Source organism: Rathayibacter sp. AY1C2, assembly GCF_002931195.1.
Lineage (GTDB): Bacteria > Actinomycetota > Actinomycetes > Actinomycetales > Microbacteriaceae > Rathayibacter.
In genome coordinates this window covers 132,362-144,727 of the sequence record NZ_PSWG01000007.1, presented here as the reverse complement: position 1 = coordinate 144,727, position 12,366 = coordinate 132,362, and the positions used below count along the sequence as shown (strand labels likewise).

The following is a 12,366-nucleotide window of genomic DNA, read 5'->3' as shown; positions in this document are numbered from 1 at the left end:
GGCCGGTGCTTCTGCGGCGTCGAGCAGTCCCGCTGCTCCCGTGCCGAGCAGCCCGCCGGCGGTCGTCGAGCCGTCCGCTCCGGAAACGGAGCCGTCCGCTCCAGAAACGGAGCCGTCAACTCCGTCCCTCGCGACGCTGGCCGCTCTCCCCTCGGTCGAAGGCCCCGCCGCCGTCCCCTACGACCGCGACCTCTTCGGACAGGCGTGGTCGGACGTCGACCGCAACGGCTGCGACACCCGCAACGACGTCCTCGGCCGCGACCTGCTCGCCCCCGTGTTCAAGCCCGGCACCCGCGACTGCAAGGTCCTCACCGGCACCCTGATCGACCCCTACGACGGCGCCTCGGTCGCCTTCGTCTCCGGAACCGACACCTCCCGCCTCGTGCAGATCGACCACGTCGTCGCCCTCGGCTGGGCGTGGCACCACGGCGCCTGGTCGTGGACGGACGAGCAGCGCCTCGCCTTCGCGAACGATCCCGCGAACCTCGTCGCCGCCTCCGAGCAGACCAACCGCGCGAAGAGCGACGCCGGCCCGGGGGAGTGGCTGCCACCGGCCGCGGAGCTGCGCTGCGGGTACGTGGAGCAGTTCGTGGCGGTGCTCAGCGTCTACGGGCTCGGGATTGACGCGCGGGACCGGGCGGCGTCGGAGGCGGTGCTGGCGGGGTGCGGGGAGTGAGGGGCCGGTCCGGCCGTCGCGAGCGGAGCGTCGGCGACGGATGTCGGTTGCGCCGGCCAGAATGGCTGAGCCGAGAGGGGGCCCGATGACCGGGAGCGCGTACGAGGACTTCGACTACGAGGGGGAGCTGCCGATCGTCTGGAGGCGGGCTCTCCCCTGGCTCGAAGGGCACGCGACCGCCGACAGGGCGGTGCTCCGCTCCGTGCTCGCGGAGGCGGACCCCTCGGATCCGAGCGCGCGCTCGGCCGTCGTCGAGCACATCGTCGAGCACAGGTCCGCTTCGACCATGGGCGAGCTCTTCCCGTCCGTCCGGGTCCGCGGCCTGCCCGAGCGCATCGACAGCGTCCGGCTCGCCAACGTCCTCCTGAGGGAAGGACTCGTGGACTTCGAGGCACTGGCGCCGATGCGCGTCCGGGGGCTCATGGTCGTGCGCGGCATGGGCGCCCGCAGCCTCACGGATCTCCTGAGCTGGTACGTCGGAGAGGCTCTCCGGACCGGAGAGGACCGTGCGGCGCCGCTCGCCGAGCAGTCTCCGCCGTCTCGACGTTCCCGTCAGGCGGCCGAGGCCACCCCGCGCACGCGGCTCCTCGATGCGCTCCACCTCGCCTCCGCCTGGAACGAGGCGCTCGGCCTCAGCGACGAGCCGCTCCTCGCCGGTTCCCGGGACACGGCGAACGCTCCGGCCGAAGTCGTCGAGGCGTGGTCTCTGCTCGACTCGCTCACCTCTGCGGAGTGGAGCGGAGGAGCGCCGGCAGCGACGCTCGCCGAGCAGCTCGGAGTCCACCTGTCGGAGCTGGACGACCGTCAGCGGGTGATCCTGCTCGAGCGGCACACAGCCGGTCGCCGCGCGACCCTCGACGTTCTCGGGGAGCGGTTCGGCGTCACTCGCGAACGGGTCCGCCAGCTCGAGGTGCGCCTGCGCGCCGCTCTGCCCCTCTGGCTCGAGCGCGATCAGGCGCTGGCCTTCCGCGCCTCCGCGGTGAGGGCCCGCATCGGAGCGCTGTCCCACCTCGACGGGCTGTCCGACGTCCCCGGACTCCTGGACGAGATCGACGACGACGGCACGTCGGCGCTCGCCGTGCTGGACGCCGTCGACGACGGCTTCGAGGGCGACGGCGCCTGGTTCGCCGCGCCCTCTCTCGGGGCCGCACGCGCCGAGACGGCCGTCCGGTTCGCCGACCTCGTCGATCCTCACGGCGGAGCGACCCACGCGGAGGTCCTCGCCTCCTTCGCCGAATGGACGTCGCTCAGCGAGAAGAGGGTCGTCGAGTGGATGGCGATGCTGGGCCACGTCCGCATCGGGGACGTCTGGACGAGTTCGCGTCGGAGGTCGATCGGCGATCTCGCAGTCGTCCTGCTGAGCAGCGAGGGCGAGCCGAGGTCCGTCGACTGGATCGAGGCCGCTTTCGAGGGCGAGCGCGAGGTCCGGTCGATCCGCAACGCCCTCGCAGCCGACGCGCGTCTGGTCCGGGTCGGCCGCGACGACTGGGCGCTCGCCGAGTGGGGCGGAGAGGCCTACACGAGCATCAAGGACGCCATCGCCGCAGAGGTGCGCCGCAACGACGGAGCGGTCGCGCTCGACGCGCTCCTGGAGGATCTACCGGAGCGGTTCTCGATCTCGGCGAACAGCATCAGGACCTACGCCGGAGGCTGGCCCTTCGTCGTCCAGGCCGGAGTGGTGCGCTTCGCGGAACGCAGAGCAGTCGTCCGAACGAAGCCGGGGATGACCAGGAACCTGTACTTCCTCGACGAGGGGCGCATCGCCTTCCGCATCGACGTCACCGGGGAGCACCTGCGGGGGAGCGGGACCATGCTCTCGTCCGGAGTCGCCCTCGCGCTCGGCGTGGCCCCCGGGGAGACCAGGCAGTGGAGCGGGGACGGGTGGGGTCTGACGATCACCTGGGCCCGCACGCAGCCGATGATGAGCACCCTCCGCGCAGGGCTCGCGACCATCGACAGCGCGGCCGGAGACAGCGTGCGGCTCGTCTTCGACGGCGAGCACGTGACCGTGGCCGGCATCGAACGACCGGACGACCTGCTCGCCGTCATGGGCATCACCACCGCGGACTCCTCGACGATGGCCCGCGCGGTCGGCCTGCCCGAGGAGGCGAGCCGTGAGGAGCTCGAGGCCCGGCTGGAGGATCGGGGCGAGGGGGAGCTCGCGAGCGGGCTGGCTGAGGCCGGCCTGGGCTGAGGGGAGGGCGGCGGGGCGACCGCCTCAGTAGGCGTCCGCGGCGATGAGCCCGTGCTCCGCTACACGAGCCAGTGCTGCGAGAGCCCTCGTGGCCTGCCGCTCGGTCGGGGGCTTCCCCGGAGCAGTGAGGCGCTCGATCTGGGCGCGCTCGATCGGGCTGACGATACCCCGCTCGACGCCCTCGCCTAGGGCAGTCGTCCACACCGCCGACGGGACGTCGAGCACGCGCTGGACAGGATCCGCCTGAGGTGCCGGGTCCAGATCGGACTGGGGGGCCTCTGCGGCAGCATGCGCTCCTCCCACCTCGACCAGCTCGTCGACAAGGGCGGCAGGCAGGACGAACCGTCTCTTCTTGGCCGAGTCCCAGCACGCGACCTGCTTCGCCCACTGCGTCACGTTGATCTGCAGGCGGTAGGGGTCGGTAAGCACTCCGTGCATGGCATGCGCGAGGTCGAGGAGGACAGCCTCAGTGCGTGGTCCGAGCCGCTGCTCGCGCCAGACCCGCTCGAAGTCGAATCGGTAGCCGGGCATCTGTCGTCCGAGCTCGTAGGCGAACTTGGATATGGCGTAGGAGACGATGTTCGCGAGGTAGCCGGTCGAGTACCAGTCCGACTGCATGACCGCGGCGCGCAGCCGGTTGTACATGATGACCTTCGCGATGCTGTGCCGGAAGTACTCGTCGTCCACGGCGTCGGAGGCCTCTTTCCAGAGCCGGTCCGTCTCGGCGGCGAATGCCACGAAATTGCTCTGCGCACCCCTGCTGACCTCGTGGGGCTTCTGGTCCCAGGAGAAGGCGAACTTCGCCCAGTCCGTCTTCGCGATCACCTGGGCCCGGGGGAACTCGAGCTCGAACCGCTTCTGCTCCGGCGCCGAGCGCGCATTCTTCGAGTTCTCGTACTGCCCGCGGGTCCGCTCGTAGAACCAGCCGGTCGTGAACTGTGCACCGTCCTTCGCCGGTGCCTTGACTCGGAGACTGATCTGCTCGAGCTTCACGTGGTACGGGCTGTTCGAGAAGAAGTCGGCCTCGCTGACCTTGTTCTGACTGTTCGCGTAGCGGGAGACCTTCGCAACGAGTTCCTGAGCCTTGACAGGGGCAACCTTGACGAGCTTCATCTGGACGAAGACGCCGTCGAGCGACCTGTCCTTCGCCTGACGAACGAAGTGAGCGAGGGAGGACGTCGTCTGGCCTCCGTTGACGATCTGCCAGTTGTCGATCGCGGTCAGGTACGTCCCCCCGTCGCGCTGCTCGACGGTCACGTCGGAAGCGGTCGTGGTCAGGCCGTTGTTGTAGGCAAGGAACATCTCGGGCTCCTCAGCCAGCGTGGTCTGGATCCCCTTGTTCACCTTCCCCCGCGCACTCAGGAAGGTCCTCACATTCGATTCCAGCAGCTGGCTGCCGAACCGCTGGAAGGCGTCGGCGAGCACGCGGCCGGGGAGGACGGCGAGGTAGCTCTGAGCCTCCGCGCCGTTCTCCGCTCCGACCAGGCAGGGGAGGCCCTCGGGCATCCACTCCGTCAGGTCGAGCCGGATGTCATCCCGGCCGCTCTCCGAGGCGGCCAGCTCCTCGAAGCGGCGCAGATCCCAGATCGAGTAGGACGCAGGCCTGTCGAGGACGACCTCATCGTTGATCGTCGTGACCCTGGCGCTCAGAGTGGCATCGGTCACGAGGAGGAATTTGAAGCGCTGGAATCGGGCCAGATTGTCCCTCAGATACGCGGCATAGTCAGCCTCTCGGGAGCTGGGCTCGAGGTGCTCGGTGAGCCATCCGTCGAGTGCGTGCTCCAGGAAGGCGGCACCAGCGCCGAAGATCTTGTCCGACTCGGACTTCGTCAGCACGGCGCCCGTCGTCCCACGGAACGTCCCGACGATGATCACCAGCGAGTCGTCCGCGGAATCCTCTGCGGAGCCGAGGAGCTCGAGCTTCCTGCCCCGTCGCCCGATGCACCGCAACGGCTCGACCGTGGCATCGAAGACGACCTCGGCGTCCTCGAGACGCTCCACGAGCTCCTCGCCGAAAGCCTGGACTGCGAAGGAGGACGAGCCGGCGGCGCGCAGGGCGATCTGCTCGCGGAGATCTTCCTCGAATGTCATTGGTGCGTACCTCGTGTTGCTGATCAGTGCAGTCGGAGACTGGCGGTGAAGTCGGACAGCGACGTGATGTCCAGGCGGTAGCTGACGCTCCTGACGGCGGCCGGCACCGAGTGCGCGCGGATGCGCGGGAAGCCCTCCAGGACGTCGAAGGCGAGCATCTCGCCGAGGCGGAACCACCAGTCGGCGTAGTACGCATCGTCGCGGTCGAAGCCCAGCGTCTCGACCGCGTCCCGCCACAGCTTCCGGGAGACAGGATCAGCATCGGCGGCCTCTGCGAGCGCGTCGAAGAGCTGAAGGAGATTCCTGGCCTCGCCGTCGTCGGCGTTCGAGCGCTCCATCGGAAGGACCGCGAGCTGGAGAGTCGTGTTGGCGGGCTCGAGCTGCTGAAGACTCGAGATCGTCACCTCCATCGACGGCAGGCGTGCTGACTTCACCTCGACGCAGTGCCCCGAGGGGAAGATGAAGTCCTTGCTGTTGCCGTAGGGGCCGCTCCAGGCGCGGAGAGCGCCCGACAGGGAGTCCGCTTCGTCTGCAAGGCTCTCGAGGATCGAGAGCTCGGCCATCAGTCCGCGGAGCGCATCCTCTCCCAGACGGCCCCGGGGCCTGGCGAGGAGGTCCCGGAACGACTCCAGGCTACGCGCGAAGATGTCCACGCTCGCTGAAGCGCCGTCCGCTCTCCCGCTCTCGTCCAGGAGGTACTGGCACAGCGCCAGGAAGGCCGGCTGCACCTCTGAGTCCGACGAGCTGATCCTGAGGTAGCTCGTCGCGGAATGCACGGACTGCGTGAGCTGGACGTTAAATCCTCGACCGCCGTCGATGAAGTAGGCCGGCATAGACGGAAGCTCGAGGACGAGCGCAGGTTTCTGCTGGCTGTTCTGCGCGAAGACGCGCAACCACAGGTGCCGAAGCTTGACTACCTGGCCATCCGTCCCTCTCAATACCGCAGCGAATGCCTCGTCGAGTCTCACTCCTCGTCCCCCGCGAGCTCCTCGTCGTCGGGAAGTCCCAGGTTGAGCCGGGCGAAGACGGTGTTCGCGACGAAGCGAGCGACTCGATGCTTCTTGCTCCCAGCCCGCTCGGCGTCGTCGGGTGAAACAGGAAAAGCCACCACTACAGCGATCAGGGGGTCCTCCGGGGTGAACTGCAAGTCTGACTTGCGATCGCCGCCAGCTTCATGCTTCGACAGCATTTCAGAAGAGGAGTTCTTGTTGATCACAGAGAAGACGAGGAGAAGGGGGCGTACCAGCGCGCCCCTGATAACGTCCTGGTCGGACAGGCGCCTCTTCTTGCCCGAAACGTCGACCTCGAGCCCGTCCTCCAACTCGAGGATGCGAGCCGTGTCCATCGCGTTACGAATATCTGCGCCAGCTGCTACTCGCCGATTCCCGAAGCGCACCGAGCCGCCTGAGGCCGCCTCGAGGTTGTTGCGAATGCTCGGTTTAATCGCCCGGGGCAGTCCGAGCACGTTCGTCGTCTCATCATGCCGGCCTTCAACGAAGCCGACGTCCCAGGTCTCCGAGTTGACTGCATCGGCCAGGTGCGCGGCGAGCTGGGCCTTCCCACCGCTCTTGTTCGTCCTCCCGAAGAAGGTCTCGCTGTCGTGGCCGCGGAAGCGCGAGAAGAATCGCGCAACCACCTCGGCAGGCACGTTCGACCACACCATCGAGGAGCGCGTCTCATCCGGACCGCTGCCCGCATCCTCCTGCAGCGTCTCGGCCAGCTCCCTCGCCGCGTCCAAGTTCCTCTTCCTGTCGAGGGGATCGTTCGACAGCACATGAGACTCGAACGATGCGCCGTCGATGTCGACCTCGCCCTCGATCTGCGCGGCGTGCTTCTGCTTGTTCGCTGCGGTGATGAGGAACGCCTCGGGATGCCGTCGCATCTTCAGGCCGAACTGCTGAGGCGTCATCTTCAAGGAGTTCATCAGCCGCAGCGAGCCCCGCAGGTCGTCGGAGACGTCGGCGACGTACTTGAAGAGATCCACCACTGTGGAGTCGATCCAGACTCGGACAAGGTCCTCGTAGCCCGGACGGTAGCCGAACCACCGCCCCATCTGGAGGAGCGTGTCTGCTGCGGCGGCCTTGCGCACGAAGTAGCTGACCTGGAGCCCCTCGAGGGTGAGACCTCGAGCCAGCACATCGCCTCCGACGAAGATCGTCGGTAGCCGGGACTCGGCCTCCCGATCCTCTCGGGACATCTCGCTCAGCCGCTTGTTGCGCGGGCCCATCGTCCCGCTGTTGACGAGCACGACGCTCACCTCCTCGACGATCTGGAGGAGCAGCGGTCGCAGCTCGGCCCAGGAGGCTTCGTCGGCGAACTCGCCGTCGAAGGTGTCCTTCAGGATCGAGGCGGCTGTCGTCGTGTCGCCCTCCTCCTCCGGCATGGCGTACTCAGCCAGCACCGCCCGCCGGACATCGTCCACGAAGTTCTGGACCTCCGCGGTCACATTCGACTGGACGTCGTTGAAGCGCGAGACGTTGATCATCATCGATGCCGGTCGCACTGATCCATCGCGCCGGCGCCGGATGGCTGTCCCGACGAGGAACGCGCTGATGGCCTCAATCAGCGTGCCGGGGAGCTCGTCGAGCTGCGCCGTCCGCTTGTGAGTGAAGGGCAGCACCTCCAGGCAGTCCTGGACGTCGGTCCTGATCCGCGGGTCGGAGCCCCCCGCGTCGCGACCGAAGTACGCCTCGACGCCCGTGTAGTTCGAGGGGCTCTCCAAGGCCTGGATGAAGTCGCGAGGGAAGAGGTCCTCCTCGACAGAATCGTCGATCAGCACATTCGCGAAGGGCGTCGCCGTGATGCCGAGGTAGGAGCTGCGGCTGGAGGTGGCGAGCAACCGGCGGATGACGCGGTTGACTGCCGCCGCGTCATCCTCGGTCTTGGTGTTGACTGACGCCCAGTCGGCCTCGTCGTCGACGACGACGAGCGGCGCGGTGAGCTTCCCCTGGTGGGCCTGTCCGACGAGGTAGTTGGCGAGGTTCGCGAGCACTCGGGCGTTCTTCTTCACGACGAAGATCGTCGGAGTGTCGCCGCCCAGCGCTACGACCCCGGCGTTCTTGCTCGCCGCGCTGAAGTCGGAGCGGGTCGTCGTGAGTATGTTGCTCTGGATGGACCCGTCGATCGCTCCGACCCCGATGCGCATGTTGGCGTAGCGGGAGTCGATGTTGTCGGCGATGTACACCGAATCGACGCCGGTCATGTCCTTGTCGAGGCGCTGCTGCGTCTGACGGCGGAGGTCCTCCGTGTGTCCGCCGATGACGACGACGATCTTGTAGCCGTAGTCGATGGCCTTGTTGAGGATGCCCAGATAAGTCGCTGTCTTCCCCGACTGGACCTCGCCGATGACAAGTCCGCGACGGGCCCACTCGCCGCCCACTTTGGGATCGCCCATGCGCTCGAGAATGATGTCCGTCTGCTCGTCGAGCTTCCTGATGACGGTCGGGCCCCACTCCCGGTTGACGAGGAGCTGCTGGTACGCGTTCCAGCGCTTCGTCTCAATCGTCTTCTTGCGCTTCTCCAGCCACTCCGTGAAGGTCGTCGGGTCGACGACGACCGGCCCGATGATGATTGTGACCTCGTGGAGCTCCGTCACTCGTGCGATGACGGCGTCGACATCCCCTGGTTGCAGGTGCGGACCGACGATCGGCGCGAACAGGCGCGCCTTCGTCTCGAGCTCGTCCAGCTCGATTGAGTCATCGTTGACGAGCAGACCGGTGAGCATGTCCAGGAGCTTCTTCTTGTCCTTCTCGACGGCGGTGGTCGTCATGCGGGTGCGCTCCAGATCTGAGTGATGAGTCCGTCGAGGTCCTCGACGCGGTCGAAAGGCTCCGTGGCGCGGAGAGTGGAGGCCACCTGCGCCGGAGGAAGGTCGCCGAAGCCGCCCGAACGGCGGAGTGCCGCGAGCTGCGCGAGAACGTCGGCGGTAGCTGCCGCCGGTGCGGTGCTCGTCTGGCCCTTGGCGGCTTCGATGTAGAGATCCGCGGTCGGGAAGGTCTGGGCGAGATCGGTCAGCAGCCGGGAGAGCTGGCGCTTCTGCTCGTCGGTCATCGTCTCCTGCAGTGCCGCGACGAGCGGGTGCTCGGCGTTCACCTGGTAGCGGGAGCCCTCTCGATCGGTGATCTTGTCCCACATCCTGGCGATGGTCTCGCCGGACACGCGCCTTCCTCGGAACGTGTGGACCCGCTTGCTGCGATCGATGACCTTGTCCATGACCCGCCGGAAGTGGAGGCGGAAGGCCTGAGGCGGCTCCGCACGTGACTTCTTGATGTCGAGCTGCCAGAGGTGGTCGACGGTGTTCGGGATGTCGACCATCACGCGGGACTGCTTGGAGAGCTCCTCGCGACGGGAGAGCCCGAACCAGTGGCCGTAGGAGATGAGGCGGCGGTTCCGGTAGATGTAGAAGCCCTGGCGCTCGCGCATCCCGGCGCTCAGATCCCAGCGCTCGCGGTCCTTCTTCGAGAGTGCCGACGGGTGCGGGAGCGTGTAGGCCTGGAACTCGATCCTCTGCCCCTCGATCGTGAGCGGCTCGCGGTGGGACTGCTGCGTCCGAGGGTTCTTCGACAGGAAGGGATCGAGCGCCGGAACGTCGAGGCCGTTGACGCTGATGACGAGGGGGCTGCGCGTTCCGTCGTCGAGGAACCGGTGGAAGGTGAGGGAGAGGTGGCCCCTGAGGTCGGCCAGCCGCTCCGCCATGACGAGATCCGGCCGTGACGCGGCGCCGAGCATGTAGTCGAGCTCCTGCCACACGATCAGCGTCCCCGACGGTCGGGAGAGGAGCGCATCCGCCCGGGGAAGCGACGTGTACTCGTTCTCGGCAAGCACGCTCAGGGACCATTCACCCGACGAGAGGACGTGGTCGATGTCCCACTGGAGAGCCGTCGTCTGAGCGTTCTTCCGGGTGAGCACGGTCAATCGCCGCGCCTGCGAGAGCGATGCGGTCTTGAGGCCGAGGCCGAACCGTCCGAGGTCGTTTCCCGCTCTCGTCGTCGTGCGCGCGCTGCCGGCGAGCTGCAGTGCTGTCCGAGCCTCGTCGGGGCTCATCCCCGCGCCGTCGTCCAGGACGGTGAGGAATGAGGAGTCCACCGGGTCGCCGACGATCTCGACTCGGACCGCCCCAGCGCTGATGCTGTTGTCCACCAGGTCTGCGATAGCCGCGTGGAACGAGTACCCGACGGAGCGCATCGATTCGAGCAGCTCCACGCCGGGAACAAGAATCTCGTGCTGCAAGCCGCCCCCTCGATGAACTCATCGACAGCCTAAGGGCAGGAAAGGACACTGAGTTCTCCGCGGAATGCCGAGGCCGGGTGCGATGAAGCAGGAGATGAGGCGCAAGCTGGTGGGCCTTCGGGCATTCCCGCACCCGTGCAGCCGACTCCTCCGGGAACGGTAAGCTGCTCCTGGCCCGACGGGGCATCGCGCGTGCTCAGCGGGGAACGCTCGCGCGGCGGTGCGCAGCTGCTCCGCTCTGCGCATGTCAGTGGCAAGCCGCACACTGTGTCGGGGTCGAACGAGAGGCAGCACGTGGACTTCAAGATGGGTGAGCTCTTCTGCGGACCGGGCGGGATGGCGCTGGGTGCGCATCGCGCTGCGCAGGGCCTCGATGTTGGCCTCGAGCACGTCTGGGCCAACGACTACGACGCGGACACCTGTGAGACCTACCGTCTGAACATCCCCGGCGCCAGCCGGGAGTCCGTGATCCACGGCGACGTCCGCACCCTCGACACCGCTGCGCTCGACCCGATCGACGGCTTCGCCTTCGGATTCCCGTGCAACGACTTCAGCCGTGTCGGCGAGCGCAAGGGGATGATGGGGCGCTTCGGGCCGCTCTACAAGTACGGCGTGAACGTGCTGAACGAGCACTCGCCGTCCTGGTTCGTCGCCGAGAACGTGGGCGACCTGAAGGGCGCGAACGACGGCCACTCCTTCCGTCGGATCCTCCGCGAGCTGGAGGAAGCGGGGGACCAGGGCGGATACGTCCTGACTCCGCACCTGTACAAGTTCGAGCAGTACGGGGTGCCCCAGCGCCGGCACCGCATCCTCATCGTGGGCATCCGGAGGGACCTCGACGTCGAGTTCCGCATCCCGGCGGTGGAGCCCTATGCGCACATCGACAACTCGGCGGGCAATCGGCTCGAGAACCCGCCTATCGGCCCCGACGTGACTCAGAACGAGCTCGCCAAGCAGAAGCCCTGGGTCATCGAGCGGCTCACGCACATCAAGCCGGGGCAGAGCGCGTTCACTGCGGAGCTCCCTGAGCACCTCCGACTCAACGTCACAGGCGCGACGATCAGCCAGATCTACAAGCGTCTCGAGAGGGACAAGCCCTCGTACACCGTCACTGGTTCGGGCGGCGGCGGTACCCACGTCTACCACTGGGATGAGCCGCGAGCGCTGACGAATCGCGAGCGCGCCCGACTCCAGACGTTCCCGGACCAGTACCAGTTCGTCGGGGGAAGGGACAGCGTGCGACGCCAGATCGGCATGGCCGTGCCGGTGGAGGGGGCGGAGGTCGTCTTCTCCGCGCTCTTCAAGTCATTCCTCGGGGTGGACTACGAGACGACGCACACCAACCTTCCCCGCTCCGTCGCGAGCGTCCTGAGCTGAGGCCGGACCGCGGAGTGGGGGCAGAGTCGTGGGCGAGCACGCCCGGCTCCCGCCGGTCCATGCTCGGCAACAAGCGAAGGGACACCCGTCCTGAGCTCGAGGTGCGCCGTCGACTCCATGCCAGGGGGCTCCGCTACCGGGTCGATCACGCTCCGCTGCCGGGACTGCGGCGGCGTGCAGACGTCGTCTTCACCGCTCGTCGGATCGCGGTCTTCATCGATGGCTGCTTCTGACACAGCTGCCCCGAGCATGCCACGCAACCGAAGCGGAACGACGGCTACTGGACGGCCAAGCTGCAGGCGAACACCGCGCGGGACCGCGACACGGATGAGCGACTGATTGGAGCGGGATGGCTGGTGCTCCGCTACTGGGAGCACCAGGATCCGGATGAGGTAGCGGCAGATGTGGAGAGCGAATGGCGCAAGGCGGTCCTGCGCGGTGCGCGACTCAATCCAGGTGGAATGCCGTGATCAGGACCTCGATCAGTTCGCGCGCCATCTTCTCGTCGAGCTGGAGGCTCTGACTGCTCTTGGGGCCGGATTTGCGGTCATCTGATCCGAAGGTCGACAGATGGACGTAAGTCTGGCCGTCATCGGACTGGATCTCCTGGAAGGTGCAGTCGACCTCGGTCGGATGAACGGTGACCCGCTGGTCGCCGCGCTCCAGCGATCTGATCCTGGCCATTGTTTGCTCTTCTCCATGCTCATCCGGATGAGGTCGACGACTACTCTCGCACCGGCACGAAGGAAAGAAATCGTCCGGCTCTTCGTGATGAAATCTCGTGTCGTTGGAACGGATG

General features: G+C 67.2%; 9 protein-coding genes. 4 read left to right on the top strand and 5 right to left on the bottom strand.

The window, feature by feature from the left end:
• Positions 1–40 precede the first annotated feature (40 nt).
• Positions 41–676 carry an HNH endonuclease family protein gene (locus C5C55_RS07815; RefSeq protein ID WP_181067808.1) on the top strand — a complete coding sequence of 212 codons (636 nt, stop codon included), beginning with the start codon at positions 41–43 and terminating at the stop codon, positions 674–676.
• A gap of 85 nt (positions 677–761) precedes the next feature.
• Complete coding sequence (locus tag C5C55_RS07810; protein WP_181067807.1) at positions 762–2,870, top strand: sigma factor-like helix-turn-helix DNA-binding protein; 2,109 nt, start codon at positions 762–764, stop codon at positions 2,868–2,870.
• A gap of 24 nt (positions 2,871–2,894) precedes the next feature.
• Here the strand turns inward: C5C55_RS07810 and C5C55_RS07805 are convergent, their stop codons facing one another.
• The 4 genes from C5C55_RS07805 to C5C55_RS07790 are packed head-to-tail and all read right to left on the bottom strand — an operon-like array spanning position 2,895 to position 10,190.
• The gene (locus C5C55_RS07805) at positions 2,895–4,961 is read right to left on the bottom strand and encodes an AIPR family protein (protein WP_104233484.1); all 2,067 of its coding nucleotides are present in this window, start codon (positions 4,959–4,961) and stop codon (positions 2,895–2,897) included.
• A gap of 23 nt (positions 4,962–4,984) precedes the next feature.
• Complete coding sequence (locus C5C55_RS07800) at positions 4,985–5,929, bottom strand: PD-(D/E)XK motif protein (RefSeq protein ID WP_104233483.1); 945 nt, start codon at positions 5,927–5,929, stop codon at positions 4,985–4,987.
• Complete coding sequence (locus tag C5C55_RS07795; protein ID WP_104224064.1) at positions 5,926–8,730, bottom strand: Z1 domain-containing protein; 2,805 nt, start codon at positions 8,728–8,730, stop codon at positions 5,926–5,928. Before C5C55_RS07795 ends, C5C55_RS07800 begins: the two co-directional genes overlap by 4 nt.
• Entirely contained in the window at positions 8,727–10,190 is a 1,464-nt protein-coding gene (locus C5C55_RS07790; protein WP_104224063.1) for an ATP-binding protein, read from the bottom strand. The genes C5C55_RS07795 and C5C55_RS07790 overlap by 4 nt, the downstream gene beginning before the upstream one ends.
• Positions 10,191–10,484: 294 nt before the next feature.
• On the opposite strand from C5C55_RS07790, the gene C5C55_RS07785 reads away from it, so the two are divergent.
• Together C5C55_RS07785 and C5C55_RS16945 are read left to right on the top strand one after the other, a co-directional pair.
• On the top strand, positions 10,485–11,567 hold the full coding sequence (locus C5C55_RS07785; RefSeq protein WP_104224062.1) for a DNA cytosine methyltransferase: 1,083 nt from the start codon (positions 10,485–10,487) through the stop codon (positions 11,565–11,567).
• Between the two features lie 59 nt (positions 11,568–11,626).
• Positions 11,627–11,800 carry a hypothetical protein gene (locus tag C5C55_RS16945; protein ID WP_308471116.1) on the top strand — a complete coding sequence of 58 codons (174 nt, stop codon included), beginning with the start codon at positions 11,627–11,629 and terminating at the stop codon, positions 11,798–11,800.
• A 214-nt stretch (positions 11,801–12,014) separates the two neighbouring features.
• Here C5C55_RS16945 and C5C55_RS07775 read toward each other — a convergent pair whose 3' ends face one another.
• Complete coding sequence (locus tag C5C55_RS07775; RefSeq protein WP_104233482.1) at positions 12,015–12,251, bottom strand: hypothetical protein; 237 nt, start codon at positions 12,249–12,251, stop codon at positions 12,015–12,017.
• Positions 12,252–12,366 lie beyond the last annotated feature (115 nt).

Bases quoted from the DNA above. Each gene is read 5' to 3' on its own strand.
- C5C55_RS07795 (WP_104224064.1), bottom strand. From the start codon at position 8,730: ATGACGACCACCGCCGTCGAGAAGGACAAGAAGAAGCTCCTGGACATG.
- C5C55_RS07805 (WP_104233484.1), bottom strand. From the start codon at position 4,961: ATGACATTCGAGGAAGATCTCCGCGAGCAGATCGCCCTGCGCGCCGCC.
- C5C55_RS07810 (WP_181067807.1), top strand. From the start codon at position 762: ATGACCGGGAGCGCGTACGAGGACTTCGACTACGAGGGGGAGCTGCCG.
- C5C55_RS07775 (WP_104233482.1), bottom strand. From the start codon at position 12,251: ATGGCCAGGATCAGATCGCTGGAGCGCGGCGACCAGCGGGTCACCGTT.
- C5C55_RS16945 (WP_308471116.1), top strand. From the start codon at position 11,627: ATGCTCGGCAACAAGCGAAGGGACACCCGTCCTGAGCTCGAGGTGCGC.